The 25,483-nt window shown below is 64.2% G+C and carries 24 protein-coding genes; 8 read left to right on the top strand and 16 right to left on the bottom strand.

The window, feature by feature from the left end; all coding sequences use genetic code 11:
* The 3 genes from aroC to aroA all read right to left on the bottom strand — a co-directional run bounded on the left by aroC (window position 1) and on the right by aroA (window position 3,084).
* A complete protein-coding gene (gene aroC, locus AV059_RS18740) occupies window positions 1-1,248 on the bottom strand; it encodes a chorismate synthase (protein WP_058996966.1) in 1,248 nt (415 codons plus the stop codon).
* A gap of 48 nt (window positions 1,249-1,296) precedes the next feature.
* Complete coding sequence (locus AV059_RS18735) at window positions 1,297-1,650, bottom strand: hypothetical protein (protein WP_228841840.1); 354 nt, start codon at window positions 1,648-1,650, stop codon at window positions 1,297-1,299.
* Window positions 1,651-1,794: 144 nt separating this feature from the next.
* On the bottom strand, window positions 1,795-3,084 hold the full coding sequence (gene aroA / locus AV059_RS18730) for a 3-phosphoshikimate 1-carboxyvinyltransferase (RefSeq protein ID WP_058996963.1): 1,290 nt from the start codon (window positions 3,082-3,084) through the stop codon (window positions 1,795-1,797).
* Between the two features lie 94 nt (window positions 3,085-3,178).
* Between aroA and AV059_RS18725 the strand changes: the two genes are divergently transcribed.
* Together AV059_RS18725 and AV059_RS18720 are read left to right on the top strand one after the other, a co-directional pair.
* The gene (locus tag AV059_RS18725) at window positions 3,179-3,883 is read left to right on the top strand and encodes an SDR family NAD(P)-dependent oxidoreductase (protein WP_195156675.1); all 705 of its coding nucleotides are present in this window, start codon (window positions 3,179-3,181) and stop codon (window positions 3,881-3,883) included.
* 45 nt (window positions 3,884-3,928) lie between these two features.
* Entirely contained in the window at window positions 3,929-4,795 is an 867-nt protein-coding gene (locus AV059_RS18720; RefSeq protein ID WP_058996958.1) for a ZIP family metal transporter, read from the top strand.
* A gap of 14 nt (window positions 4,796-4,809) precedes the next feature.
* On the opposite strand, the gene AV059_RS18715 is transcribed toward AV059_RS18720, so the two are convergent.
* From AV059_RS18715 to AV059_RS18700, 4 genes are all read right to left on the bottom strand, one after another.
* Window positions 4,810-6,210 (bottom strand): PAS domain S-box protein, encoded by a 1,401-nt coding sequence (locus AV059_RS18715; protein ID WP_058996956.1) that lies wholly within the window; start codon window positions 6,208-6,210, stop codon window positions 4,810-4,812.
* 6 nt (window positions 6,211-6,216) lie between these two features.
* Window positions 6,217-7,707 carry an ATPase domain-containing protein gene (locus AV059_RS18710; RefSeq protein WP_058996955.1) on the bottom strand — a complete coding sequence of 497 codons (1,491 nt, stop codon included), beginning with the start codon at window positions 7,705-7,707 and terminating at the stop codon, window positions 6,217-6,219.
* 127 nt (window positions 7,708-7,834) lie between these two features.
* Entirely contained in the window at window positions 7,835-9,124 is a 1,290-nt protein-coding gene (locus tag AV059_RS18705) for a hypothetical protein (RefSeq protein ID WP_058996952.1), read from the bottom strand.
* 61 nt (window positions 9,125-9,185) lie between these two features.
* Window positions 9,186-9,572 carry a hypothetical protein gene (locus tag AV059_RS18700; RefSeq protein ID WP_058996950.1) on the bottom strand — a complete coding sequence of 129 codons (387 nt, stop codon included), beginning with the start codon at window positions 9,570-9,572 and terminating at the stop codon, window positions 9,186-9,188.
* 165 nt (window positions 9,573-9,737) lie between these two features.
* Between AV059_RS18700 and AV059_RS18695 the strand changes: the two genes are divergently transcribed.
* Window positions 9,738-11,387: a thiamine pyrophosphate-binding protein gene (locus AV059_RS18695; RefSeq protein ID WP_058996948.1), complete on the top strand. Its 1,650-nt coding sequence runs from the start codon at window positions 9,738-9,740 to the stop codon at window positions 11,385-11,387.
* Window positions 11,388-11,421: 34 nt separating this feature from the next.
* On the top strand, window positions 11,422-12,123 hold the full coding sequence (locus AV059_RS18690; protein ID WP_058996947.1) for an SOS response-associated peptidase: 702 nt from the start codon (window positions 11,422-11,424) through the stop codon (window positions 12,121-12,123).
* An 8-nt stretch (window positions 12,124-12,131) separates the two neighbouring features.
* Here the strand turns inward: AV059_RS18690 and AV059_RS23040 are convergent, their stop codons facing one another.
* Entirely contained in the window at window positions 12,132-12,257 is a 126-nt protein-coding gene (locus tag AV059_RS23040) for a hypothetical protein (protein ID WP_005535496.1), read from the bottom strand.
* 119 nt (window positions 12,258-12,376) lie between these two features.
* Here AV059_RS23040 and cysK point away from each other — a divergent pair, with 119 nt between their 5' ends.
* Window positions 12,377-13,303, top strand: a complete 927-nt coding sequence (cysK, locus tag AV059_RS18685) for a cysteine synthase A (protein ID WP_058996945.1) — start codon at window positions 12,377-12,379, stop codon at window positions 13,301-13,303.
* A gap of 35 nt (window positions 13,304-13,338) precedes the next feature.
* Here cysK and AV059_RS18680 read toward each other — a convergent pair whose 3' ends face one another.
* On the bottom strand, window positions 13,339-13,950 hold the full coding sequence (locus tag AV059_RS18680) for a translation initiation factor IF-2 subunit beta (protein WP_004963147.1): 612 nt from the start codon (window positions 13,948-13,950) through the stop codon (window positions 13,339-13,341).
* Window positions 13,951-14,047: 97 nt separating this feature from the next.
* On the opposite strand from AV059_RS18680, the gene AV059_RS18675 reads away from it, so the two are divergent.
* Window positions 14,048-14,428: a transcriptional regulator gene (locus AV059_RS18675; protein WP_058996944.1), complete on the top strand. Its 381-nt coding sequence runs from the start codon at window positions 14,048-14,050 to the stop codon at window positions 14,426-14,428.
* 10 nt (window positions 14,429-14,438) lie between these two features.
* Window positions 14,439-15,158, top strand: coding sequence for a DICT sensory domain-containing protein (locus AV059_RS18670; protein WP_058996941.1), 720 nt, complete (start codon window positions 14,439-14,441; stop codon window positions 15,156-15,158).
* A 38-nt stretch (window positions 15,159-15,196) separates the two neighbouring features.
* Here AV059_RS18670 and AV059_RS18665 read toward each other — a convergent pair whose 3' ends face one another.
* From AV059_RS18665 to AV059_RS18635, 7 genes are all read right to left on the bottom strand, one after another.
* Window positions 15,197-16,324, bottom strand: a complete 1,128-nt coding sequence (locus AV059_RS18665; protein WP_058996939.1) for a CapA family protein — start codon at window positions 16,322-16,324, stop codon at window positions 15,197-15,199.
* Window positions 16,325-16,494: 170 nt separating this feature from the next.
* A complete protein-coding gene (locus tag AV059_RS18660) occupies window positions 16,495-18,318 on the bottom strand; it encodes an L-aspartate oxidase (protein WP_058997676.1) in 1,824 nt (607 codons plus the stop codon).
* A 135-nt stretch (window positions 18,319-18,453) separates the two neighbouring features.
* Window positions 18,454-19,929, bottom strand: coding sequence for a Na+/H+ antiporter NhaC (nhaC, locus tag AV059_RS18655; protein WP_058996937.1), 1,476 nt, complete (start codon window positions 19,927-19,929; stop codon window positions 18,454-18,456).
* Window positions 19,930-20,131: 202 nt separating this feature from the next.
* Window positions 20,132-21,241 (bottom strand): ABC transporter ATP-binding protein, encoded by a 1,110-nt coding sequence (locus AV059_RS18650; RefSeq protein ID WP_058996934.1) that lies wholly within the window; start codon window positions 21,239-21,241, stop codon window positions 20,132-20,134.
* 25 nt (window positions 21,242-21,266) lie between these two features.
* The gene (locus AV059_RS18645) at window positions 21,267-23,132 is read right to left on the bottom strand and encodes an iron ABC transporter permease (RefSeq protein WP_058996932.1); all 1,866 of its coding nucleotides are present in this window, start codon (window positions 23,130-23,132) and stop codon (window positions 21,267-21,269) included.
* A 12-nt stretch (window positions 23,133-23,144) separates the two neighbouring features.
* Window positions 23,145-24,269: a thiamine ABC transporter substrate binding subunit gene (locus AV059_RS18640; RefSeq protein ID WP_058996930.1), complete on the bottom strand. Its 1,125-nt coding sequence runs from the start codon at window positions 24,267-24,269 to the stop codon at window positions 23,145-23,147.
* Between the two features lie 64 nt (window positions 24,270-24,333).
* Window positions 24,334-24,726 carry a DUF5658 family protein gene (locus AV059_RS18635; protein WP_058996928.1) on the bottom strand — a complete coding sequence of 131 codons (393 nt, stop codon included), beginning with the start codon at window positions 24,724-24,726 and terminating at the stop codon, window positions 24,334-24,336.
* A gap of 91 nt (window positions 24,727-24,817) precedes the next feature.
* Between AV059_RS18635 and AV059_RS18630 the strand changes: the two genes are divergently transcribed.
* Window positions 24,818-25,474 (top strand): sugar phosphate isomerase/epimerase, encoded by a 657-nt coding sequence (locus tag AV059_RS18630; protein ID WP_058996926.1) that lies wholly within the window; start codon window positions 24,818-24,820, stop codon window positions 25,472-25,474.
* The last annotated feature ends 9 nt before the right edge of the window (window positions 25,475-25,483 follow it).

Raw genomic sequence — 25,483 nt, 5'->3', positions numbered from 1 at the left:
TTACTCGTCGTCGATGGTTTTTGCGTGGGTGTCCGCGTCCTCTGGGTCGTTCTGTGGGCTGGACGGGTGGTAGTCGGTGTCGTATTCGCCTGGCCGGTCGTCGAGTCGGTCGGGATTGATGCGGCCGCCGAGCAGCATGAAGTCAAGGACTGTACAGGCGAGCATGGCCTCGACGACCGGGACCGCCCGCGGCGGCAGGACCGGGTCGTGGCGGCCGGTAACGGTAATTTCTTTGCCTTCGCCGGTCTCCCAGTCGACAGTCTTCTGGGTCTTGGGAATCGACACCGGCGCGTGCCACGACACTTCGCCGTAGATGGGCTGGCCGGTCGTGATGCCGCCCTGGATGCCGCCGTGGTCGTTGCCGACGGGCGTGGGGTGGCCCTTCACTCGCGGCTCGTCGCCGCTCGCGCTCTCCGAGGCTGTTGCCTCGCTGTCGTCGAACTCCCAGTTTTCAGTGTACTCACTGCCCTTGGTCGTCCGAGCCTCGCGGCCGATGCCGTACTCGAAGTCGTTGACCGCCGGGATGGAGTACATGGCCTGGCCGAGCCGTGACGGGAAGCTATCGAACCGGGGTGCGCCGAGGCCGGACGGGACGCCGCGACACTCGAAGTAAATCGCGCCGCCGATGGAGTCGCCCTCCTTCTGGTGCTGGTCGGCCACGTCGCGCATCTCCTCGGCGGCCTCGGGGTCGGCACAGCGGACCTCGTTCTCCTCGCTGTGTTCGAGCATATCCTCGAAGGTCACCGGACCAGCCTCCACGTCACCGATCTGGCAGACGTGGGCCTTGATCTGGACATCGTAGTCGGACTGTTCGAGCACCTGCTTGGCGACGCCGCCGGCGGCGACCCAATTGACCGTCTCGCGGGCCGACGAGCGGCCGCCGCCGCCCCAGTTCCGGGTCCCGAACTTCGCGGAGTAGGTGTAGTCGCCGTGTGACGGCCGCGGAGCTGTGATGAAAGGTTCGTACTTCCCCGAGCGGGCGTCCTTGTTCTGGATGACCATCCCGATAGGCGTCCCTGTTGTGTAGCCGTCCTGAATCCCGGAGTTGATCGTCACCTTATCGGGTTCGCCCCGGGAGGTGGTGATCATCGACTGGCCGGGCTTGCGCCGGTCGAGGTCTTTCTGTATCTCCTCCTCCGAGAGTTCGACACCCGCCGGAACGCCGGAGACGGTACAGCCCATCGCCTCCCCGTGAGATTCTCCATAGGTCGTCATGCGGAACAGACGACCGAACTCGTTACCGTTCATTACAGTGGTGTCGGGGTTGGGGGCATTTGAACCTTGTAGATGCGCCCGTCAGTCGTCGAGCCACCTGACACGGTCGAGGAACTGCACCGTCTTCGCTCCCCTGACCTGTTTCTCGAAAACCGCATCGAATACCTCGTCTGTGTCGTCAGGCCGGGGCTCCCAGGTGTACCGTACCAGCGTTACGTCCGGATACTTCGCGTTGACCGCACGAGCGAAGTTGCCCTCTGACGAGGCAGTGCGCCGGCGTCCGACCACCACGCAGTCGAACTTGCGGTCGGCCAGCACTGTCATCGCCCGGTCGGTGTTCGGTGTCGTTACTAGTTCGACTGCCTCGCGCTCGTCGGCAATATCGGCCTGCAAATCAAGCAACAACTGGTCGTCATCGACGTAGAGGACTGTCATGGGGGCCGCAGTGGACTGTTCGGAAGCGCTCGTTTGATTCACAACGTGTGTTGTAAATACCTCTCGAAACGTATAAGCTCACTCATTTATCAAATTAACAATACTATTTCATTACAAAAGCTGACGCGCTGGTGACCCGATACCTTACCGCTCGACAGCAGCGCCGAGCGATTCGAGCACGTCGAAGAAGTCCGGGAAGGACACGTCGACGTGCTCCGCGCCGGTCACCGTCGTCTCGCCGTCGGCGACGAGACCCGCCACGGCCAGTGACATGATAATGCGGTGATCCGCGCAGCCCTCGACGGTCGTGCCGACGAGGTCGCTGTCCGCACCGTAAACGAACAGTTCGTCCTGGTGTTCCTCCACCTCTGCGCCCATCTTCGTGAGTTCCTCGGCCATCGCACTCACGCGGTCAGTCTCCTTGTACCGGACGTGCTCGGCGTCGGTAATCCGGGTGACGCCGTCGGCAGCGGCCCCAAGCGTCGCGATGGTCGGCAAGAGGTCCGGCGTGTCCTCGACGCCAACCTCGATGCCGGTCAGGTCTGACTGTGAGACGGTGATTTCGCCGTTTTCCCTGTCCCAGTCGAGGTCGGCCCCCATCCGGTCGAGGATGTCGACGATGGCGGCGTCGCCCTGCGCGCTGGGGAACGCCGAGGTGACGCGCAGGCCGTCCTCGGCGGCGAGTGCGCCGGCCGCGAGCAGATAGCTCATCGACGAGAAGTCCCCGGGGACGTTGTAGTCGCCGCCCGCTGGCGTGTAAGACTGGCCACCGTCGACGGTGAACCCGGCGTCGGTCTTCTCGGCGTCGACGCCGAAGGCTTCCAGCACCTCCAGCGTGATGTCGACGTACGGCGACGACTTCAGCTCGGTCGTCAGGTCGATGTCGATGCCGTCCGGCGAGACAGCACCGGCCATCAACAGCGCAGTGATGTACTGCGAGGATACGTCGCCGGGGATCTCCACTGCGCCGCCGTCGATGCCGCCGCCAACCACGAGCGGGGCCTGCCCGTTCCGGCGCGTCGACTCGGCGTCGCCGTCCAGTTGTTCGACGGCGTCGAGCAGTGGCCCCTGCGGGCGCGACCGGAGGGACTCGTCACCAGTCAGTACCCCGAGGTCGTCTTGCAGTGCGGCCGTCGCGGTGACCAGTCGCATCGTCGTCCCGCTGTTGGCACAGTCGATGACGTCGTCCGGCGTGCTCGGCCGGCCGTCGAAGCCCGTGACCTCGACCGTCGATTCGTCCGCTGCCAGCGAGACGCTGCCGCCGTAAGCCTCGACCGCTCGCATCGTGGCCTTCGTGTCCGCACTCACGAGCGGGTCGTGGACCACTGCGCCGTCCGCGTAGCCCGCGGCCAGCACCGCCCGGTGCGTGTAGCTCTTCGATGGCGGCGCTTGCGCCGTCCCCGCGACCGTCGATTCGGCAATCGTGATGTCCATGCCCGGTCGGTAGCGGGCGTTCGACAAGAGACTACCGCTCCAACCCAACCAGGGTGAGAGCAACGACCTTGTGGCTGGCAGCGGTACCACCGCTATGGCCCCAGCGATGGACAGCGCGACCGCTGTCGTCACAGGTGCGAGTAGAGGTATCGGCGAGCAGATAGCCCACGCGGTAGCGAGTGCAGGCGCACATACGGTCATCTGTGCTCGCGATGCCGAGGCTCTTGAGCGGGTCGAAGCTGATATCCGGGACGCTGGTGGCTCCGTGACCGCGATTCGCACGGACGTACGTGATGAGTACGACGTTGAACGGCTGGTCGAAACTGCCATGCGGGAGGGAGGCGCAATACAGTACGTTGTCGCCAACGCCGGCGTCTACCACGGAACCGCCGGCGAGACGCCGCTCACCGAGGAATCCTACACTGCCTTCGACGACCATATCCGGACGAACGCCCGCGGTGTGTTCTCAACGATTCGGGAGGCCGTTCCGCACCTCGGCCCGGACGCCCGCATCGTCGTCCCGACGGGCGTCGTCGCCCGCGAGGGGATGCCCGGCTACGGTTCCTACGCGGTTTCGAAAGCTGCCGCAGAGGCTATTGCTCGCGGATTCGCGGCCGACCTCGATACGCCAGTCGGCGCAGTCGACCCCGGACAGGTCGCCACGGACCTCTCCGGTGGCGGCGGGCGTGACCCAGAATCAGTCGCCGAAATGGTTCTCTGGGCGCTCCGCGATGCGGACCCGTCAGCGCTGGACGGCGATGTCCTCGACTGGGGCGACTATCGGTCAGCGACGCGGTAGCCGCCACCGATGGGTTTATTAGTAACAGGCGGGTGATTGTAGATAATGTCTATTAACTCAAACTCGATTTTTAATAATGCTGGCCGGATATCCACCGCCGGCATCGCGAGTGTCGTCGGTCTGGTGATCCTGTCCGGCGTCGCAGTCACCGGCGGGGCGAGTAAGGTTCTGGTCATCTCCTGGGTCGCGTTTGTGGCGATGGCACTGGGCGCGTGGCTCGGAGCACGGGCCGACGAAACGAATCCCTACCGACTGGTCTGGGGCTACGGCCTCGCGAGCGGAGCGATGGTCACGTCGGCGGCCATGTTCCTCGTCCCGCAGGCGATGGGACTGGGCGGCCAGGCCGGCGCAGCGCGAATCGGCGGCGTCGGCATCGCCGCTGGACTGGTCACCGGCTACGGCACCCACACTATCGGCCACCGACTGACCCACGTCGAGACCTCGTTCGACATGACGACGCTCGCCATCGCCGCCCACGCCCTCTCGGCCGGGCTGGTCATCGGGCTGGTCTACGCCTCGATGCCCGAACTGGGTATCCTGCTCGGCCTCGCCATCGTCTCGCACAAAGGGCCGGCCGGCTACGCCGCCGCCCGGCGGCTCGGACGTAGCGACAAGTCCACGACTGCCCTGTTGCTCCCCGCGGCCGGCGTCGGCCTGACGGCGATCCCGTCCGCGCTCTTCCCAATCCCGGAGTCAGCGCTTCTCAACGCGGTCGTCTTCGGGTTCGCCGCTGGCATCTTCCTCCACGTCGCAATGGATTTCCTGCCGAACTGCGAAGCCGGCAGCGAGATCGATGAGGTCTGTGAACTCCACGACCACTCGCACGACCTGCTCGACGAACTCCGGACACACGCCGTCGGGTCAACAGTGGTCGGCGCGGCCGTCATTGTGCTGGCGTGGGTCGCCATCTGAACGCGTGGTTGTCGTCACCGCACGGGCATCGTCACGGCGACACTTGTCCCGTCGGTATCAGCCCGGATATCGATATCGCCACCGACGTAGCTGACGAGCCAGTACGCGAACCACAGCCCTAGCCCGGACCCGTGTTCGAGTGGCTTTTCTTCCGCCGCTTCGATGACCCGGCGCTCCTGGTCCGGGACGCCCGGCCCGTTGTCCGATACCGTCACTGTCGCTGTCGTGTCGTGGCGCTCCGCCCGGATTGTCACTCGCGGTGCCGATGCATCGGAGTGCTTGATACCGTTCTCGATGAGTTCCTGTAACGCCGGGACAACCTTTGCATCTATCGTCGATGACGGGAGCGAGTCGTTTTCGACGACGAACTCGGCGTTGGGGTATGCTGCGGCCAGCCCGTCTGTGATATCGCTGAGAACGGCTTCGAGTTCGCGCTCGACATCGTCGGTAACCGAGTCCGCGAGCAGTTCCTGCACGTGGTGGGCTTTCTCGCTGATATCGAGCAGGGACTGAACGTTCCCTTTGATCGTCTCAAGGTGGGCAAGCGCGTCGTCGTCGTCGACTAACTCTGAAAGAATATCTGCACGTCCGCTGATCGTCGTTCCGTTGTTCCGGAGATTGTGCCGAAGAATCCGATGAAAGACGGTGAGTTGTTGCTCGCGCAGTCGACGGCCGGTGATCTCGTCCTGCATCCCGACGAACCCCTGTATCGTCCCGTCCGCGTCTTGGATCGGAGCGATGGTCTGGTTGATGATGAACCGCTCGCCGGACTTTCGCTCGTTTACGATCTCGCTCGTCCAGACCTCGCCGCGACAGATCGTGTCCCAGAGCCGCTCGTAGAACTGTTCGCCCTGCTCACCGGATTTGAGTATCCGTGGCGTCCGACCGATCGCTTCCTCAGCGCTGAATCCGGTGAGTTCCTCGAACGCCGGGTTAACGTACTCGATAATGCCGTTCGTGTTCGTTATCAGGATCGCATGCCCCGCGTGCTCGACAGCGTTTCTGAACCGCCGGAGTTCGTTGTTTTGCTCCCTGAGGTTTTCGGCGAGGTCCTCGGTATGGCTGCGCCGCGCGAGGAGGTTCGCGATAGTTCGAAAGAGCGCCTGCGTATCCACCGGCGCTGTCACGATATCGTTTACCACGAGTGGCTGTTCCGCAGCGTCGATATCGGGGAGGTCAATCCTGACCGGGGTCTCCTCGCGACGGACCAGAATCACGGGGCAAAACACCGGATCTGCCCGGCTTTTGTACTGTTCTATCGCTGCTCTGTATTTCGGAAACGACGACTCATCGACGATGTGGAGATCGGCCTCCCGGAACTCGTCGTCTGTGATCGGCGTGTGGTGTTCGGCGATGACGGAGGCGAGTGCGTTCCGGTTACCATCGCCGGCCAGCAGTAACTGGATGTCAGCCATCGGTGGTTAGCGAGTGGACGACTGATTGTTGCCGTCGCCATGCTGTTCAGGGACGCCCTCAAACACGCCGTGTATTCCTGAGACGGGGTTGCCGACCTGTAGGCCGTCGGCGGTTATCTCGAACCGGCGAGGCACGGTTTCGAACCCACCGACGCGCTTTTTCAGTGCGCCGACGACGCGCTGGAGTTCGCCTGCGACCTCGATGTAGTTCTGGAAGACGATGTTGTCAGCGAGGTAGCTGACGTTCTCGCTCGTCGGCTCGTGCAGCCCGGTCACGTCTCTGCGCTGGTCGATCAGGATTACAGCCGTGTTCCCGCGCGTGAGCTGCTGTGTCAGGGCGTGGAGCCGCCGACGCAGTTCCACGTCGTCTTGGCCGCGCTTGATCGCGTTCTTGTAGCCCGCGATGCCGTCGATAACTACGAGTTCGGCCCCACGCTCCTCGGCTTGGGCCTTGACGCGGTTTGCGAACTCCTCGGGCGACAGCGCCAGCGATTCGACCTCCTCGACGAGAAGTGTCCCCTCGTCACGTAACTCCGAGAGCGGTATCCCGAACGTCTCACAGCGGTGGCTGAACGTATCGATTGACTCGTCGAACAGGTACGCGAGCGCTGGGGACCCGTCTGCCGCTGCGGAGGCCAGGAACTCCGTCGCTGTCGTCGACTTGCCGACACCAGAGGGGCCGCTAAGAATCGTCACTGTCCCGCGTTCGAGTCCGCCATCGAGGAGCGAATCCAGTTCCGGAACCCCGGCGGAAAACTGCGTGGGGTCGAACGACCGCGTCCGCTGTTCCGGTTCGAGCGCCGGATACACTTCGACGCCGGAGTCGCGTATCTCCAGTCCGTGTGAGCCGTCCTGCTGGCCGATGCCGCGGTGCTTGCGCAGTCGAATCCGCCGACCTGCCTTCTCGTCGCCGTAGCTGAGTGAGATAATGCCGTCGCTGAGCGACCTGAGTTGCGTGTCCATCTGATTGCTCGGCGTCTTGGTCGCCAGCACGGTCGTCTCCCTGTCCTGCAGGAAGCGCGCGAAGGCGATGACGCGCTTGCGAAACTGGTACTCGGTCGGTTCGAGATACTGGAAATGCGTGATGGGGTCGATGAGAACACGGTCCGGGTCAACCCGCTCGATAGCCTCGCGGATATCCGAAATCAGGTGCCCGTCCTCGATGTCTTGCGGCTTGACCACGTCGTACGACTCGGCCTCCTCGAAGAACTCCGAGTCGGGGCCGACATCGAGAAACGTCGCGTCGCCGATATCGATGCCGAGTTCGGCAGTATTCGCCAGCAGATCGGCGGCAGACTCTTCAGCGTGAATGAACAGCACGTCGTCGCCGGCTTCGAGCCCTGCTTCGAGAAACTGCGTGCCAAGTAGTGTTTTGCCGGTTCCGGGCGGCCCGATAACGAGATAGAGCCGCCCTTCCACCAGCCCGCCTCTGAGAAGCGAATCAAGGCCGGAGATACCGCTAGAAAGCTGCGTGAACTGCCGCTCGGAAGAGGACATAGAAGGAGGTATCGGACGGCCGGTAATAAGCATCTCGCGAGAATACCGGCGTGACAACCGGGGACAGTCCACGAATCATCGATTTGGTCGCCTCGCTTTTTCCCCACTCGCGTCGCTCGTGGTCGACCTAGTCCTCGCCAAGCAACTGCCTCGCCAGAATCGGGACAAAGGTCCCGATGTCGGTGACCATCCCGACTGCCTGTGCGGAGCCGCGGTCGAGGAGCTGTGTCACCGTCGCGGGGTTGATGTCGACGCAGACGACCCGTGTCGTCGAGGGGAGGCAATTCCCGACGGCGACCGAGTGCAGCAGCGTCGAGAGCATCAGCACCATGTCGGCTTCGTGGGCCTGCTCTCGGATGGCGTTCTGGGCCTCGACGGCGTCGGTAATCGTGTCCGGGAGCGGGCCGTCGTCACGGATAGAGCCCGCGAGGACGAACGGGCGGTCGTTATCGATACACTCGTACATTACCCCGGACTCGATGGTTCCGGATTCGACGGCCTCCTCGATACCGCCCTCACGGATGACCTCGCTGATTGTGTAGATGTGGTGCTTGTGGCCGTGGCGGGGATGGTCAAGGCTCTCGGTGTCCATCCCGAGCGATGTGCCGTAGATGTCCCGCTCGATGTCGTGGACGGCGAACCCGTTGCCGGCCGAGAGCATGTCGACGTAGCCCTCTCGAACGAGGCGAGCAAGGTCCTCCCGCGCCCCGGAGTGGATGAGCGCCGGCCCACAGACCGCCATCACATTCCCGCCCTCTTTCTTCGTCTCCTCGATTGCGTTCGCGATCTTGCGGATGGTCGACTCCGACGGCCGCTCCGAGGAGACGCCGCCCTGCATGAAGCCGAACGCGCCGCCAGAGTCGCGGGGCCGCTCCGGCGGCTGGACCTTGATACCGGTCTCGTCGGTAACGACCATGTCGCCCTCTTCGATGGCGTTGAGAACTTTCGTGTAGGCACGGGGGCCGTCTCGCGGCGTCTCGTCGCCGCCGCTCGACTGTTCCGAGGCGCGTTGCGCCTCGCTGGCGTCGCCGTCCTCGACAACCACAGCACAGTCCATCTCCACGTCCTCGACCTCTATCCACTCGCCGTTGTGGCGGATGAACGTCGGATGGTTCGTCGTCGAGTAGAATCCATGTGGGACGACCTGGTCGTCGGGCGCGGGGACGAGCGTGGCGTCTTTCGGGTCCGAAGGGTTGACGCCGTGCTGGTGGAGTTCGTGGACAATCGACTGTAGTTGGGCCTCGTCGTCGGCCTCGACGAGCATTCGGGCGTAGGACTCCTCGTCTTTGTGGCGGCCGATATCGAACTCCTGGACGGAGAAGGAGCCGCCCAGGTCCATGATGATGCCGAAACAGGACTGCATCATCCCGGAGTCGATGATGTGGCCCTCTAGCTCGACTTCGCGAGAGACGGTCATGGCCAAGACATGGAGGCAGGTGTGTAAGACGGTTTTGGGTCTGCGCGACCCCGTGGCCCGGCTACTGCCCGTCAACGTGTCGTTGCACAGCCCACGATCCCCCTGCGCTGGTCTCACACAAGCGATCGAAGAAGCGCTGTAGCCCGTCGGACTCCGTGGTCGGCAAGACGTGCAGTCGGACCGTCCCGTCGCGGACCGCGACGCGGAACACGTCGGTCGTCTCCTCGTCGCGGACCAGCCACAGCGGCATCGGCAGGTCGTGGAAATCACCGTAGCGGTACGGCCCAGCCGCAAGAATGTCGACGACTGTCTCGGCGAGGTCCGGCGTCGCCTGCTCCTGTTCCGGGATGAGTCGGAACTCCGTCCCGCCCTCGTATTCGACCCCGCTCCCGTGGGGAAAGCGCCGCTGTGGGTGGGCTGGGATGCTGAACGAGGGGTCCGTGGTCATCTGTCACGTAGTTGGGCGCTTTCGGATTTAAATTCGCGGGCCGTGCAGGGCCCGGTAGTATATTCTCCCCTGCGACTGTGGCGACCCGACGTGGTCTCGGGTCTAGCATGACCGGTGGCGAACTAAAGTCATGAGAGTGAATTGTCTTCGGAGTGAGGAATCAGTATGCGCGTTAGTCTGGCGGTGGTAGACCGTCTCGTCGCGAACGGTATCGATACCGTCTTCGGAATCCCCGGAAAGCAGTCCCTCCCGCTGAACGAGGCCATCGGCAACCGGGACGACATCCGATTCGTCGTGGCACGACACGAAACGGCGGTCTCACATCAGGCCTGGGGCTATGCAGAAACGAGCGGGGAGATAGCGAGCACGGTTGTCGTCCCCGGCCCGGGCGATATGAACGCGATGAACGGCCTGAAAAACGCGCTGAACGACTGCACACCGCTGGTGCATTTCGCCATTGAAACCGAGCCGGCGCTCCGGGGCGGCGATGCGATCCACGAAACCCCACCGGACACCTATGACAACGTCGTCAAAGAGAACATATTACTGAAAAACCCCGAAACGACAGCGGCGACGATCGACCGGGCAGTACAGATCGCGCAAACACCTCCGAAGGGACCAGTCAGAGTCGGGCTTCCAAAGAACTACCTGCAGATGGATGTCCCGCTGGCTGGTGCAAGCACACCTTCGGCTCCGTCTTCCAGCACCGTTCCGGAGCAGGAAGTTGCGACAGCCGCCGAGCACCTGCTTGCGGCCGAGCGGCCCCTTATTCTGGCCGGCGGTGGTGTGCGAGCGTCGGGTGGGACGGCGGCGCTCCGAAGCCTCGCCGAGCGACTCGACGCGCCTGTCGTAACGACGTACAAGGGCAAGGGCGTGTTCCCCGAGGATCACGACCTCAGTGCCGGCGTGTTGGCCGGCAGCGCGAGCCCAGAGCTACTGGACTGTCTCGCCGATTCCGACGCTGTGCTGGCCGTCGGCTCTGACCTCGACGCACACGGGACACGCGGGTGGTCGGTCGAACTGCCTGAGACACTCATTCAGGTCACCATTGACGCTGACGACCTCGGCACGGGCTATGACCCGACTGTCGGCATCCTCGCAGATGCCGCGGACGCGATGACGGCGATTGAGAACAAAATTGCGGCGGCTGACACCGCTCCCGCCTCGAAGACGGACGGGACCGAACGCGCACAGGCTGTCCGTGACGCCACAGCGCGTCGAATCGAACCGCTCGTGGATTCGGAACCGCCGCTGACCTCCGTCCATGTGCTGCAAGTCCTTCGAGACGCACTCCCTTCGGATGCCATCACAGCTGTCGACGCCGGGGGGTTCCGCGTCTGGGCGCTGAACACGTTTGCGGCGTACGGCCCACGCAGCTACGTCAACCCCGGGTCGTGGGCGACGATGGGAACGGGACTGCCGTCGGCGATTGGGGCACAGCTAGCGAACCCGGACACGCCGGTCGTTGCACTGACCGGTGATGGCGGCCTCATGATGTGCGTCCACGAGCTCCATACCGCAGTCGCTGAGAATCTCCCAATAACTGTCGTCGTCCTCAACAACGATGATTACGCGATTATCAGCGAGGAGGCGGGGCGCAGCTACGACCTCGACCAGCAGGCGTACGGATGGGACAAGACGCCGATTGATTTCGAGACTGTCGCTGCCGGAATGGGGATGGAAGCCATGCAAGCCGACACGCCGTCCGAAATCCGCACGGCGGTTCGTGAAGCGGTTCAGACGGATGCGCCGACGCTCATCGAGGTCAGGACCGACCCGACGGAGCCACAGGCAAGCGAGTGGATGCGCGAGTAGTGGGTTTATCCAGCGGGACCGCCAAACGCAGGTTATGTGTGGCCGCTACAGTTTGTTCTCCCCTCGCGAGGAAATTGAGACGCGGTTTGACGCCAAGTTTGCCTTCGACTACGAGTCGCGATACAACGCCGCTCCGAGTCAGGACCTGCCGGTCATCACCGACGAGTCACCGGGCACAATCCAGCGGATGGAGTGGGGCCTGATTCCGACCTGGGCCGACAGCCGAACGGACCACGGGCACATCAACGCCCGCGCCGAGACGCTGGCGGAGAAACGGTCGTTCGCTGAGGCGTACGAGTCCCGGCGCTGTCTGGTCCCTGCTGATGGGTTCTACGAGTGGGTCGAGACGAGCGGCGGCAAGCAGCCGTACCGCGTGGCGCTGCCGGACGACGACCTGTTCGCGATGGCGGGGCTGTACGAGCGGTGGAAGCCGCCACAGCGACAGACTGGGCTGGGAGAGTTCGGTGCAAGCGGCGGTGATTTGGGCGATGAAGACGATATCGTCGAGTCATTCACAATTGTGACGACCGAACCGAACGAGGCCGTTGCCGACCTCCATCATCGAATGGCCGTCATCCTTGCCCCCTCGGAGGAGTCGACGTGGCTGCGCGGCAGCGCCGACGACGTGGGCACACTGCTTGATCCGTTCGACGGACCTATGCAGACCTATCCGGTTTCGTCAGCGGTCAACAGTCCTGCTAATGACTCACCGGAACTCATCGAACCGGTCGGATAGCGACGGCGTTACTCGCTTGGCGTGTTCTGGCGCTTGAACTGGTGCAGCATCTTCCAGAGCGTGTCTTCCTCGACTTGGTCTTCGGCGGCGGATAGCTGTCGGTACAGCCCCTCAGAGACGGTAATCTCAGGCATTACTGAGACGATTGGATGGAGACAACATAAGCTTCTGGAGACTCGGAACCGAGTGAATGTATCCGACCCGCAGTATTCGGGGAACCCTGTTACGGGGACTAATCGTCTTCTCCCGGTGTATGCAGTCGTATGCCCAGCGAGATGACGGTACTGTCGCGTCCAGTGTGACTGCGCTCATCGGCGACACGCCGCTGGTCTGTCTCGACAGCTTTGCGGACAATCTGCTCGGCAAGGTCGAAGCGGCGAACCCCTACTCGGTGAAGGACCGCATCGCACTGTACATGGTCGACGCAGCCGCCGAGTCCGGTGCCCTCCCCGACGACGGAACGGTCGTCGAAGCGACCAGTGGTAACACCGGCATCGGGTTGGCTGCTGTCTGTGCTGCACGGGGGTACGACTGCGTGCTGACGATGCCCGAATCGATGAGCGAGGAGCGCCGGCAGTTGCTGTCGGGGCTCGGCGCGGACCTCGAACTCACACCAGCTGCCGGTGGTATGAGCGGCGCAATCGAACGCGCGAACGAACTCGCGGACGCGCCGGGCACCGTTCGCGCTCGGCAGTTCGAGAACGAGGCGAACCCGCGAGCACACCGCGAAACGACGGGTCCGGAGATCTGGAACGACACCGACGGCGACGTAGACGCCGTCGTCGCCGGCGTCGGGACCGGCGGCACAATCACCGGCATCTCGGAGTACATCGAGGAGGAGGTCGGCGCGGATCTCACCTCGGTCGCCGTTGAGCCGGAACAGTCCAAACTGCTCTCGGCGGACGACCCCGATAGCCACGATATCCAGGGTATCGGTCCCGGGTTCGTACCGGACATTCTCCGGCGTGACCTCGTCGACGAGGTTCGGACCGCGAGCAAGGCAGAATCTATCGACGCGACTCACCGACTCGCCAGCGAGGAGGGCATCATGGTCGGGATTTCATCGGGTGCGGCGCTGCACGCGGCGACAGAGTACGCTACCGAGAACCCCGACGAGACGGTGGTCGCCGTCCTGCCGGACACCGGCGAGCGATATCTCTCGACGGATCTCTGGGAATAAGGAAGAAACGTAACTGCGCCGCGGAGAAGCTTCCTTCAGGCGACTCGACCGAACGCCAGCGTGCCGCTGATGCTCTCGATGTAGGCTTCGACAACCTGGCCTTCGCGCGCTCCGGAAACGAAGATGGTGTACTTCCCTTTCTCGGCGACGCCGTCGCCCTCGCGGCCGGTGCCGGTGATCTTGACCTCGTAGGTCTCGCCCTCTTCGAGCGTCGGTCGGTCCTGCTGCGTGTTCGAACTCGCACCCTTGGCGACCGGACGGAACGCACCACAGGCCTGACAGCGCAGCATGTCGACGCCGTCCTCGTTTTTGAGGACGGTGTCGGGCAGGCCACACTCGGAACAGGTGACGTACTCGGCGATGTACGCGTCAATAGCGGCCTCGAAATCGCTGGTGTCGAACGAGCCGTTGTAGCGGGCTTCGCCGCCGTCGAACTGACCGTTGGTCCCGAACTCGCGCTGGATGGCTCGGTGGAGATGCTGGGCGTCCCGCGAGACTGCGTCGGCGATTGCCTCTAAATTCGTCAGGCGTGTGAACGCACCGTCAGTCTGTCCTTCGGGGTCCGGAATCGAGAGCCGTTCACCCGCCTCCCGGGGCTGGTCTGGTAGCACGTCGTACGCACGCTGTAGAGCGGACTCGTAGTTCATACATTTTAGACGGTGCTGGCACGTAAATGGATTCCGTCACATCTGTGACTAACTACTGGCCAATGATATTAATACCGAGAGTGGATAATTAATTGACATGGATCAGCACGAACAGCCCGTGGAGACGCCGGGACTCTCGTCCGAGCGACTCGATACGCTATTACGGGTGCTGGCAGCCGAGCCCCGGCGAATGATATACACGCACCTTGCCGAACACGACTCGGCCTCAATCTCGGAACTCACTGACGTGGTCGTGGGCTGGTCAAGTGCACGTGGCCGAGACACCGACGCCTGCAACTGGGATGATACCCGCACTGCGCTCCACCATCGTCACCTTCCCGTTCTCGATGACGCTGGCATTGTTAGCTACGACGCTGCCCAGCAGACCGTGACGCTGGCATCGCTGTCGCCATCTACGGCTGAGGTTCTGGCGACGATAACCGATCTGGATACCGCTGAGACAGACCACGAGGACTGATCGTGGGCCAATGACAGTTCGGACCCTCCTCCGGCGCTTCGAGGACTCGGACGTGACGATAACTGTGTACGGTCCGCCCGCAACGAAGACTGTGGGCGAGCGGCTGGCAACTCAGGGGATCGACGCCACTTGGCGGAAACTCCCGACCGGACACCAGAACGCGTTTGCCGTCATCCGTCGGGACGGTGTGTTCGCCGAGGCAGTCCCGCTCACAGCGATGGAGACATTCCTGTGCGATCCGATGGCTGGTATCGGCGACAGCGGCACCCCTGACAGTGACCCGGGCAGACAGCTTCTTCACTCGGCGCTCGCGAACACGCTCCTGTCATCGCTCACGCCGGCACAGTTGCTCGCAACGTCCCACGAGTTCGAGGATAGAGCGTACCGCGTCGGGGCGGGAACCCTTCGAGTGAGCTTCCAGTCACTGTCGATATTCCGCTCGCAGCGCGCCCGATACGAGTCGCTTACCAGCGACACGGACCTCGACATCCACGTGTACGGACAGGACGACTGGGAGCCGCCGGCGATTCCTGGAATCTCGTTCCATCCGCTCACGAACGACACCCTCGAACAGGTCTGGCTGCTGGCGTTCGACGCTGACGGTGACGACCAGAACAAGTGTGCGCTCGTCGCCGAGGAAACCGAGGACGGAGCGTTTCGGGGTGTCTGGACGTACAACCCACGGCTGGTCGACGAGATCATGGCGGCGGTTGTGACTGTCGACGAGTAGCAGCCGACGACGAGCCGCCCAGAAACACACAGCGGATGCTATGTCGGACACGACAGCGGGATTCGAAGTCCCCGGCCGTCGCGCTCGATAGTCGTTCCGAAGGGCCGAGAGCGTTCTCGTACTGTCTTACGAAGCCACTCGGCCACCGCGTCGTCGGCGTATCCGACCTGTGTGTACGCGTTCTCGACCGGCGTGAGTTCGAGCGCGGCCAGCCGCCCGTCCTCGATGTGCAGTTCGAACAGGAAACTTCGGTCGTTGCGGTAACCGGTCTTGATCGCGTAGTCGTCAACGAAGTTGCCGGTGTCGTACATGATGGGGCGACCGCGGTACACCTCGATACCCTGGACGACGTGGGCGCTGTGGCCATGGACCACGTCCGCACCATTGTCTACCAGCCAGCGGGCGAACGCCTGTTGTGTCTCGCTCGGCTCGGTCACCCAATTCGGTCCCCAGTGGGCGGTGACGACGAGCAGGTCTGGGTCGGCGTCACGGGCCGCCGCCAGCGCGCCCCCAACACGGCGGCGAGTTAGCGGGTGGTTCGGGTCAAGCGGTGCGTAGGCCGTGCCGGGGCTGTCGCCGTCGGCGGCGTAGCTGGGCGACTGATCGGTGACGGCGACGACGGCGATAGAGAGGCCACCGATGTCGACGACCGCTGGCTCGAACGCTGTCTCTCTATCGACGCCGGCCCCGGCTGCGGCGATGCCAGTGTCGGCGAGGTGAGCCGGCGTGTCCGTGAGCGCCGCCGGTCCGAAATCGAGCAGGTGATTGTTCGCCAGTCCAGCACAGGAGACGCCGGCGCGGTCCAGCGCGGCCACTGCCCATTCCGGGCTCGCTCGGAAGTGGAACGTACGCCCGGGCCGTGGTTCGCCGCGGTCGGAGAGACAGCATTCGAGGTTCGTCACCAGCCCGTCGAGCGACTGGAGTCGGTCGAGCATTGACCCCCAGACGGCGGTCGGACCGTCGGGGGCATCGCGCCAGCGTTCGTCGACGCTCCGGCCCAGCATCACGTCGCCGACGAACCCGATGCGTAGCGACGCGTCTGTCGGGACCGACGGCGGACACGACACGTCTGCATCGCCGGCAGCACCCAGACAGCCTGAAACAGCGGTGAGGCTTCCGAGAGCGGGGCCGCCGCTGGCGAGGACGGTTCGGCGAGTCGGAGCCACAGTAGGTTCACTGTCGGTTGGGACTCTCTTGAATACCGGTGAGGTAAGAATAATTCTCGACCCTGTCAAGACACACTACGTCCGGTCACCAGTCGCCACGCCCGCTGTCGGGGCGTGTCAAGTGACACCACGACTGAAACTCGCGCGCGCAGGCCGCGTTGCCGACCGGCCTATTCGAGGTGGTGGTAGTCGAGTTCGTAGCCGACATCGACCGCCTCGCTGACTGCGTCGCTCGGTTCTGCGACGCCGCGGGTCGTCAGTTCGAGTCCGGTGTCACCCTGGTCCACGAGGATGTTCCGCCGCCACTCGGGGTCCACGTCGGGCGCGTCGGTACGGTAGTGTGCGCCGCGGGACTCGTCGCGCTTGCGCGCACCAAGCAGCAACGCTTCGGCCACCGTGAGGCTGAACGAGAGGTCGACGGCGAGTTCGAACGACAGGCTGGTCCGGTCGCCGTCGACGCCGATGTCCCCCGTCCGCTCGCGGAGGTTTCGGAGCTTCTCCAGCCCTGCCGACACCGACTCGTCAGTGCGGAGGATACCAGCGTGCTCCCACAGCAGGTCGCCGAGGTCCGCAAGGAGCTGTTCGGGCGTCTCATCGCCGTCCGATGCCTCTAGTTCCCGCAGCGACCGGAACTCACGCTCGGCGATAGCGCGCTGTCCAGCCGGCAGGGCCCCGTTGCGGTCGTCGCCTGTCACCTGCGTTGCGACGTGGTCGCCGACGAGTGCGCCGATGGCGACCGTCTCAGCGAGCGAGTTCCCGCCGAGTCGGTTCGCACCGTGCACGCCTGCGACCGTCTCGCCGACGGCATAGAGCCCACTGACGCCGGTCTCGCCGGTCTCGAAGTCGATGTCGACACCGCCCATCGAGTAGTGGGCGGTCGGTGCGACTTCCATCGGCTTCTCGGTGATGTCGACGCCAAGGTCCATGAACCGCTCGTACATCCGCGGGAGCCGCGATTTAATGTACTCGTCGTCACGATGGGAGATATCCAGATAGACGCCGCCGTTCTCGGTTCCGCGGCCTTCACGGAGTTCCTGCGCGATGGCGCGGGCCACCACGTCCCGCGCGTCGAGTTCCATCTGGTCCGGTGAGTACTCTTCCATGAACCGCTCGCCATCGGCGTTGAGCAATCGACCGCCTTCGCCGCGGACCGCCTCGGTGACGAGGCGGCCGTCCCAGTCCTCGCCGTAGCGGTCGCCGACCATCCCCGTCGGGTGGAACTGGACGAACTCCATGTCCATCAGCGACGCGCCGGCTTCGAGCGCCAGTGCCGGGCCATCGCCGTTGTTCTCCTCGTCACGCGAGGAATGGCGGTTGTAGAGGGCAGAGGAGCCACCCGCCGCCAGAACGATGTGGTCGGACTCGAAGAGAATGAACTCGCCGCTCTCCATGTCGTAGCCGGCCGCGCCGTAGACCTGATCGCCGTTCGAGAGCAGGCGGGTAATCATCACGTTGTCGCGGTAGGGGATTCCGAGGCTCTGGGCCTTGTCGACGAGGGTATCCAGCATCGCTTCGCCCGTGCGGTCGCCGACGAAGCAGGTCCGCCGGAACGACTGCGCGCCGAAGTACCGCTGATTGATTTTCCCGTCTTCGGTGCGGTCAAACGGCATCCCCCAGTCGTCGAGTTCCCGGATGCGGTCGGGCATATGCTTGGCCGTCAGTTCGACCGCTTTCGGGTCGTTGATGAAATGCCCCTCGTCCAGCGTGTCTGCTGCATGGATGGTCCAGTCGTCCTCGGGGTCGAGTGACCCCAGCGAGGCGTTGATACCGCCGGCCGCCCACGTGGTATGGGCGTCGCCGTGGTCACGTTTGCCGATGACCAGCGGCTCGACACCGTTCTCGGCAAGTCCAATTGCGGCCCGCGCCCCGGCAGCGCCAGCGCCGACGACCAGCACTGGGACCGACACCGTCTCGTAGTCGACCGCCGGGCCTGCGTCGCTCGCCCGACTATCGGCGGTCTGCTCGCCGTCAGCGGATGGCTTCTCTGGTGTCATCATTCAATATAGGGGCTGTGGACTTATGAGGGCTTCGCGCACACGCGCACGCGAGAGGCACAGCTTTCAGACATCGTCAGAAGACGACTCCCAAATGTGGTCACGTATCCGCTACTGCGGGCGGTCCAGGGCCGCTTAGTCTTCGCCCGCTGCCACCGACCCGGTGCCACCGGACTGCGTGGCCGGTTCTTCGCTGTCGGCTCGGTCTGCATAGACGATCTGCCAGCCGGTCACCCCCATGAATAGGAGCACGAGCGGCGAAAGAAAGCCGAAGAAGTAGTACGGCGCGTATTCCAGCGTCGAGACGCCGAGCGTTCCGGCCATGAACAGTCCGCCGCTGCTCCACGGGATAAGCGCACTCGTCGTCGTTCCAGACGCTTCGATGGCCCGGGAGAGGTTCTGACTCTTGAGCCCCTGTTCGTTGTACAGATTACCGAGCGTCATCCCCGGCACGACGATGCTCACGTACTGTTCCGCCGCCAGAATATTCATCGAGACGGCGGACACAGCGGTGACGCCCGTGAGGCTCGCGACGCTGTGGCAGAGTCGCCCGAGATGGTGGGAGAGCACCGCGAGCACGCCGGCCCGTTCGAGCAGGCCGCCCAGTGCGAGCGCGGCAATCGCAATCGTCACAATCCATGCGCCGCCGGTCAGCCCGCCACTCTCTAGGAGTCCGTTCACGAGCTTCATGCCCGTCTCCGGGGCTGTCCCGGACTGTGCCGCCGACCAGGCTGCGCCAAATCCGGTTCCCTGCACGAGCATCGCGGTCCCGACGCCTGCAAAGACTCCCGCTCCCAGCGTCGGCAGTGCGGGGACGCCACGTAGCGCGAGTCCGAAGGTCACGACGACCGGCAGAAACACGAGCGGCGAGACGACGTACGTGCTCTCGATAGCCGCCTGAATTGACGCAACGCGGTCAGCGGGAATGGCCCCAGCGGCCCGCAGCCCGAGGCCAGCGTACAGGACGACGGCAATCGTGAACGCGACGAGCGTTCCGGCCCGCATCGCGTTGATGTGCTCGTACAGGTCCGTGTCTGTCACTGCGGCGGCCAGATTCGTCGTATCCGAGAGCGGAGACTGCTTGTCCCCCGTGTAGGCCCCGCTGAGAATCGCGCCAGCGGTCATCGGCTCTGAAATACCCAGTCCCGAACCGATCCCGATGAGCGCGACCCCGAGCGTCCCGGCCGTCGTCCATGAGGAACCGACGGCGAAGGAGATCACTGCGGAGAGGATCGCTGCTACCGGGAGAAACACCGTTGGCGTGAACAGCTCCAGCCCGAAGTACATCAGGCTTGGAATCGTGCCCGCCTGAATCCACGACGCGATGAGCGCATAGACGGTGAACATGATGAGAATCACCCGCATGCCCATGAGTAGGCTACTGGCAATGCCGTCGTACAGGTCTTCCCACGAGAGCCCGAGATGGTACCGGGCGAACAGGCCAGTGAAGGCAATCCCCCAGAACAGCGGGAACTGTGGGTCTAAGTCGAAGGCAATGAGGCCCACGCTGAGGAACACGATCATTCCCGCGATCGGCACGAGTGCGGCACCCAGTGACGGCCGCTCAGACGGGTCGATCTCGTCGAACAGCCGAGGTTCGAACTCGACCATCACTGACCCCCGTCGCGCCTATCTGGCCGGACTCCGGCGTGGCTCCAGTCTGGAAACGCCGACTCCCGCCAGCCCTGTCGACACGCTCCGATACGCCCGTTTCGACCACTTGCGACGGCACCGCGTGTCATATTGATATCGGCGATAACCACAGGTGGGTTAAAACAGACTTCATTCCGGTGTCGGCGTGGGGATTGGTAGCTTACGGCTGCCTGTCGACGATGTGTGCGTCCGCCGGGGCAAAGCCGACTGTCACGGTGCCGGTCGGCGGGTTCTCGGCTCGCAACAGGAGTTCGCGTCCCTCCCAGTCGAGGTGCACACGCGTCGTCTCCCCCAGGAACTCTGCGCTCGTGACCGTCGCCGTCAGTGTGTTTTGATCGGCGTCGACAGCGAGCCGTTCCGGCCGAACGCAGAACGTGAGCCGGTCTCCGGACGAAACAGCCGAGGTCGGGTCGCTGTCGCCATTCAGGGCCACTGAGAGCGTGGTGTCGTTGACCGTCACGTCCGCGATGGGCTGTCCACTATCCCCGGCATCTGTGGCATCGGTCGACCGTACCGCCGTCACATCGCCACTGAGAACGTTGTTGTCGCCGACGAAGGTGGCGACGAACTCCGTCGCCGGCTCGCGGTAGATGGTCCGTGGCGGCGCGACTTGCTCCGGCGTCCCGTCGCGCATGACCGCCACGCGGTCAGATACGGCCAGGGCCTCTTCCTGGTCGTGGGTGACGTAAATCGTCGTGATACCCAGTTCCTGCTGAATCTCGCGGACCTGCACGCGGAGGCGCTCCCGGAGCTTCGCATCGAGGGCGCTCATCGGCTCGTCGAGCAAGAGTACGTCGGGGCCGGGAGCCAGTGCCCGGGCCATCGCCACCCGCTGCTGCTGGCCGCCGGAAAGCGTGTCCGGGTCCCGGTCCGCCATGCCGCCGAGGTCCACCAGGTCAAGCAGCTCACGCACCCGTGCCTCGTCGCTGCCGCCGCCCGGGGGGTCGGTGAACGAGAGTCCATAGGCGACGTTCTCCCCGACGGTCATGTGCGGGAACAGCGCGTAGTTCTGGAAGACGACGCCCACGTCGCGGTCCTCTGGGGGGACGCCGGTGACGGGCGTCCCGCCGAACCGGACTTCGCCGTGTGTCGGGTCCTCGAAGCCGGCGATGAGCCGGAGCGTCGTCGTCTTCCCACAGCCGGAGGGGCCGACCAGCGTGAAGAACTCGCCGTCCCGAACCGACAGCGAAAGGTCCTCGACGGCGGTCGTCTCGCCGTAACGTCTGGTGACACCGTCGAGTTCGACAGCCGGCTTGACGGTCCGGTTCACGGCAGCACTGTCTGTGGGGGGCTCCTTAGAACCCAACCTCGTCACCTCCCAGCCGGTCGATGAGCAGGAAGCTCGCGCTGGTGACCACGAGCAGGACGACCCCCATCGCCGTCGCGGGGCCGAGCCGGCGGCCGATGAACCGCTCGATGGCGATGGGCATCGTGAACTGGTTCGTTCCGGAGGCAAGGACAATCGTCGCGGAGAACTCCCCGATAGAGATGGCGAAGGTAAAGGCGGCTCCAGCGATGACGGCTGGCCACACGAGCGGCAGTTCGATGTCCAGCAGCGCTCTGGCACGCGGCGCACCGAGCGCGCGGGCGGATTCGACCAGCGTGTGGTCGATACTTTCGAGGCCGGGCGCGACCGTCCGGACGACGAACGGGTAACCCGCGACGGCGTGGGCGGCGACGATGGCGAGGCCGCCACCGACGGCGAAGTGGGAGCCACCCACCTCGACACCGAAGACGAGGCCCCGGAGCAGGCCGAGGCCGACGACGATGCCCGACACGGCGAGCGGAGCCATTGCGACGGCGTCAACGAGCTTCCGGCCGCGGTAGTCCCGGGTCGTGAGGACGGCCACGACGACGCCCATCGGCAGGGCAACGGCGAGCGAGGCGACGCCGAACAGCAGTGAGTTCCGGACGGCGTCCCACGGCTGGACCTGGAACGACGCGCCGGTCGTCTGGCGGTCGATGAGGAACTGATAGTTCGCCAGCGTCAGCCCCTCCGGTCCACTGAAGCTCGCCACAATCATGCTCGCTATCGGCGCGACGAACACCGCCAGCGCGACGAGGGCGTAGACGGCGAGTCCCATTCTGGGGAGCAGTTCACGGACTGAGAGCGACGGCGGCCTGAGTGGTCGGCGGGGCAGCGGTCGAATCCCCCGTGACTGGACAGTATGTCTGGCCTCGTACTGGAGATACGCGTACAGCAAGCCCAGCGAGATGCCGAGTTCAATCAGTGCGAGGGCGGCCGCCTCGGCGTACTCCAGGTCGCGGATGAGCCGATAGACGAACACCTCGACGGTCGCCAGCTGGAACCCGCCCAGCGCGAGGACGATTGGGAACGTGCTGAAGGTGAACACGAACGTCAGCGCCGCGCCCATCAGCACCGACGGATACAGTTGCGGGGCGACCACGTCACGGAACGCTCGGAAGGGACTCGCACCGAGGCTTCGGGCCGTCTCGACCGCGCTGGCGTCGACGGACTCCCAGGCGGCGGTGGTCACACGGGCGACGAGCGGGGCGTTGTAGAACGCGTGAGCGATGACGACGGCCTCCAGCGTGAACAGGAGCTTCACCTCTCCCAGACCGAGCGCGCCGAGTACGGCGTTGAGCGTCCCGTTCCGGCCGAACGTGGCGACGAAGCCCACCCCGACCATAATCGACGGGAGGACGAAGGGGAGAATCGTCAGCGACCGGAGTGTCCGCCGACCGGGGAACTCGTAGCGCGCCAGCAGATACGCCGCCGGTAGGCCGAGGGCGACGCTGGCAACGGTCGAGAGGGCTGCCTGGTATGCCGTGAAGCCGATGACACCCAGCCGCCGGTCCGGCGACAGGACACTCTCGATAACGGCACCCACTGGTTCGCCAGCGAGCAACCGCCCGGGCTCCCCGAAGTAGAACGGGTCCTGCAGTATCGAGACGAACACCCGGCCTGTCCAGCGACCGTCCACGAGGACGCTGTCGATAAAGACTGTCGCCACCGGGTAGTAGAAGATGCCGAGCAACAGCCCGATAGTGGCGACCGCGAGTCCGACAAGTCCCCACCGTTCGATAGTGTCGCGGACGATTCGGCCTCGCTTGCGGGACGGACTGCTCGCTGCCTCTGTCGCCTTTTCGCTGTCGTCGCTGTCGGAATCATCCGCGCCGCCGTCGAGATCTCGGGCCACAGTCCGTCGTCGTTAGTTCGAGGCGAACTGCCGTTCCCAGTCGGAAATCCAGCCCGAGACGGAGCCCTTGAGTTCGTTGTAGCCGAACGTGACCGGTTCTGGCGGCTCCTGAGCCAGTTCGGCGTAGTCTTCAGGGAGGTCGGCTGATTCGGTCGCCGGGAACTGGACGTTTCGGACGGCGATTTCGCCCTGAATCTCCGGGCGCAGCAGGAAGCCCATGAACTCCCGGGCGAGGTCGGGCGTGTCAGCCCCGTCGAAGACTGCCATCCCTTCCGGGTTAGCGTAGCCCTGGTCGTTCAGGAAGCGGATCTGGTGTTCTTCCAGATTGGCGTCGTTCTGGTCTGCGAACACCTGGTCGGTGGAGTAGGAGACGACCATCGGCGCTTCGTCGCCCGACCACGCGCTGTAGGCATCGCTCCAGGAGCCAAGCACTCGAACGTCGTTGTCCTGCAGGTCGCTCCAGTAGTCCAGATAGCCGTCCGGGCCGAACTGCTTGACCGTGTGCAGCAGGAACGCTCGCCCGGTCGCTGAACTGGCAGGGTTCTGTGTGATGAGGTCGCCAGCGTGTTCCTCGGCAAGGAGGCTGTCGAAGGTATCCGGCGCTGTGGTCGCTGTGCCGTCGAACACCAGGCTGATGTAGCCAGTGTCGTAGGGAATCGCCCGCCCGTCGGGGTCGAACTGCAGCCCCGGTTTGATGTCGTCTTGCCCCGCCACGTCGCCGACATCGGCGAACAGCCCGTCGTCGAGGTTCTCGTCGACTCGGACGAGGTGGTCCGTGTTCAGTCCAAGGTACATATCGGCCTCAATGTCGACGCCGGCGTTCCGGCGCTCGATGTAATGGTTGACCTCGTTGCTTGGTGTCTGCCAGATCAGGCGGGCGTCGAACTCCTCCTCGAAGCGCTGTTTCACCCACGCGCCCGGACTCGTCGACGGCGAATCGACGAACGCGCTGTAGGTCCCGACGACCAGCGTCTCGTCGGGACCCCCGGTGTCGCCGGTACTCGTCCCGGATGCGGTTGACTCGTCCGTGTTCGACGCCTCAGTGCTCGCTTCGTCGCTGCCGCCCAGCCCGGCACAGCCGGCAAACGAGACGGACACCGTCGCGCCGGCCGCTGTCAGGAAGGAACGTCTATCCATTACCCCGTGGTCACACCCAGTGGTACTTAATCCCGCTGTTCCTGAATTCTAAGGTTTCACCCCTTCAAATACCCGCAGCAGCCGTTATTACCCCGCGGTACTGCAGGATGGTGACTGAGTTGTAGGCGACGACCACGAGTGTCACCACGGCAAACAGGGCAAGAAAGATCGTCGCGTTGCGCTCGGAGAGCAGTCGCCACCCGACGACCAGCCACAGCATCGCCCCGAACTTCACCAGCCAGAGGCCAGCCAGCCCGAACTCCGCAAGCATCGTGCTGACGACGGCGTTCCCCTCCTGTAGGCCGACCGTGAGCCCAGTCATTGTCAGGAGGATATCTCCGACTGTTGCGACGAGGATGACGGTCCAGAGCACCGCATGAGTGTGCGATAGGTGGTGATCCGGCCAGAGCGTCACCCGCTCACTGTCTGCCGCTGGCCCCTCTTTGCCGAGCATCATGAATACGTTGGGCGGACACGCCATGAATTATACGGCTCAGTTATGATAATGAAGGGACTGTTTTATTTTCGCCGTCGTGAAAATCACGATAATGAATCTTGTCGGCAAGTGCCCGCCGACCCCGGCCAAGCTAGACGCCGCGGCCGATCGGGGCTTTGATAGCGTAGAACTTCACTTGCGGCCGTCAGACCTCGGTGACGTACCGGCTACAGCGGCAACGGTCGAAGCGTCACCCGTCTCCGCGACGTCGGTCCACACGCTTCATGCCCGCCCGGATGACCCGGACCCGTTCCGCCAGAGCGATGCGCTGGCCCAGCGACTCGACGCCTATCTCGTGGTCCACAGCCAGTACGCACAGCACACGCATACTACCCAGCTGGACAGCTACGACTTCACCGCTCCCTGCGGCTACGAGAACAATCCCGGTGCGAGTCAGTTCTCGCTGGCAAACCTCCTGCTCGACCGTGGCCACGACCTGGTGCTCGATACAGCACACCTGTTCATGTCCGAGCCAGCCTATCTGGAGTCGCTGACAACCCTCCTGAGAGACTACGGCGACCAGATTCAAGTCGTTCACTTCACCGACAGCACAGTACTGACGGACGGGCTGGCATTCGGCGATGGTGACATTCCGCTCGAACGGACTGCCGGTGTTCTCGATACCCACTTCGACGGCGCCGTCGTCCTTGAAGTGATGCCCGACGATCAGGCTGACGCCCGTCGGCGCGTATTGGAGTGGCTTGGCTGACCGGAGCCG

Origin of the sequence: Haloarcula sp. CBA1127, assembly GCF_001485575.1 — an archaeon.
Lineage (GTDB): Archaea > Halobacteriota > Halobacteria > Halobacteriales > Haloarculaceae > Haloarcula.
This window is presented reverse-complemented; position numbering and strand designations above follow the sequence as displayed.

Bases quoted from the DNA above. Each gene is read 5' to 3' on its own strand.
- AV059_RS18660 (WP_058997676.1), bottom strand. From the start codon at position 18,318: ATGACACCAGAGAAGCCATCCGCTGACGGCGAGCAGACCGCCGATAGT.
- AV059_RS18640 (WP_058996930.1), bottom strand. From the start codon at position 24,269: ATGGATAGACGTTCCTTCCTGACAGCGGCCGGCGCGACGGTGTCCGTC.
- AV059_RS18675 (WP_058996944.1), top strand. From the start codon at position 14,048: ATGGATCAGCACGAACAGCCCGTGGAGACGCCGGGACTCTCGTCCGAG.
- AV059_RS18735 (WP_228841840.1), bottom strand. From the start codon at position 1,650: ATGACAGTCCTCTACGTCGATGACGACCAGTTGTTGCTTGATTTGCAG.
- nhaC (WP_058996937.1), bottom strand. From the start codon at position 19,929: ATGGTCGAGTTCGAACCTCGGCTGTTCGACGAGATCGACCCGTCTGAG.
- AV059_RS18705 (WP_058996952.1), bottom strand. From the start codon at position 9,124: ATGACCGTCTCTCGCGAAGTCGAGCTAGAGGGCCACATCATCGACTCC.
- AV059_RS18690 (WP_058996947.1), top strand. From the start codon at position 11,422: ATGTGTGGCCGCTACAGTTTGTTCTCCCCTCGCGAGGAAATTGAGACG.
- AV059_RS18700 (WP_058996950.1), bottom strand. From the start codon at position 9,572: ATGACCACGGACCCCTCGTTCAGCATCCCAGCCCACCCACAGCGGCGC.
- AV059_RS18680 (WP_004963147.1), bottom strand. From the start codon at position 13,950: ATGAACTACGAGTCCGCTCTACAGCGTGCGTACGACGTGCTACCAGAC.
- AV059_RS18670 (WP_058996941.1), top strand. From the start codon at position 14,439: ATGACAGTTCGGACCCTCCTCCGGCGCTTCGAGGACTCGGACGTGACG.
- AV059_RS18630 (WP_058996926.1), top strand. From the start codon at position 24,818: ATGAATCTTGTCGGCAAGTGCCCGCCGACCCCGGCCAAGCTAGACGCC.
- AV059_RS23040 (WP_005535496.1), bottom strand. From the start codon at position 12,257: ATGCCTGAGATTACCGTCTCTGAGGGGCTGTACCGACAGCTATCCGCC.
- AV059_RS18695 (WP_058996948.1), top strand. From the start codon at position 9,738: ATGCGCGTTAGTCTGGCGGTGGTAGACCGTCTCGTCGCGAACGGTATC.
- AV059_RS18725 (WP_195156675.1), top strand. From the start codon at position 3,179: ATGGCCCCAGCGATGGACAGCGCGACCGCTGTCGTCACAGGTGCGAGT.
- AV059_RS18710 (WP_058996955.1), bottom strand. From the start codon at position 7,707: ATGTCCTCTTCCGAGCGGCAGTTCACGCAGCTTTCTAGCGGTATCTCC.
- AV059_RS18635 (WP_058996928.1), bottom strand. From the start codon at position 24,726: ATGATGCTCGGCAAAGAGGGGCCAGCGGCAGACAGTGAGCGGGTGACG.
- cysK (WP_058996945.1), top strand. From the start codon at position 12,377: ATGCAGTCGTATGCCCAGCGAGATGACGGTACTGTCGCGTCCAGTGTG.
- aroC (WP_058996966.1), bottom strand. From the start codon at position 1,248: ATGAACGGTAACGAGTTCGGTCGTCTGTTCCGCATGACGACCTATGGA.
- AV059_RS18720 (WP_058996958.1), top strand. From the start codon at position 3,929: ATGTCTATTAACTCAAACTCGATTTTTAATAATGCTGGCCGGATATCC.
- AV059_RS18715 (WP_058996956.1), bottom strand. From the start codon at position 6,210: ATGGCTGACATCCAGTTACTGCTGGCCGGCGATGGTAACCGGAACGCA.
- aroA (WP_058996963.1), bottom strand. From the start codon at position 3,084: ATGGACATCACGATTGCCGAATCGACGGTCGCGGGGACGGCGCAAGCG.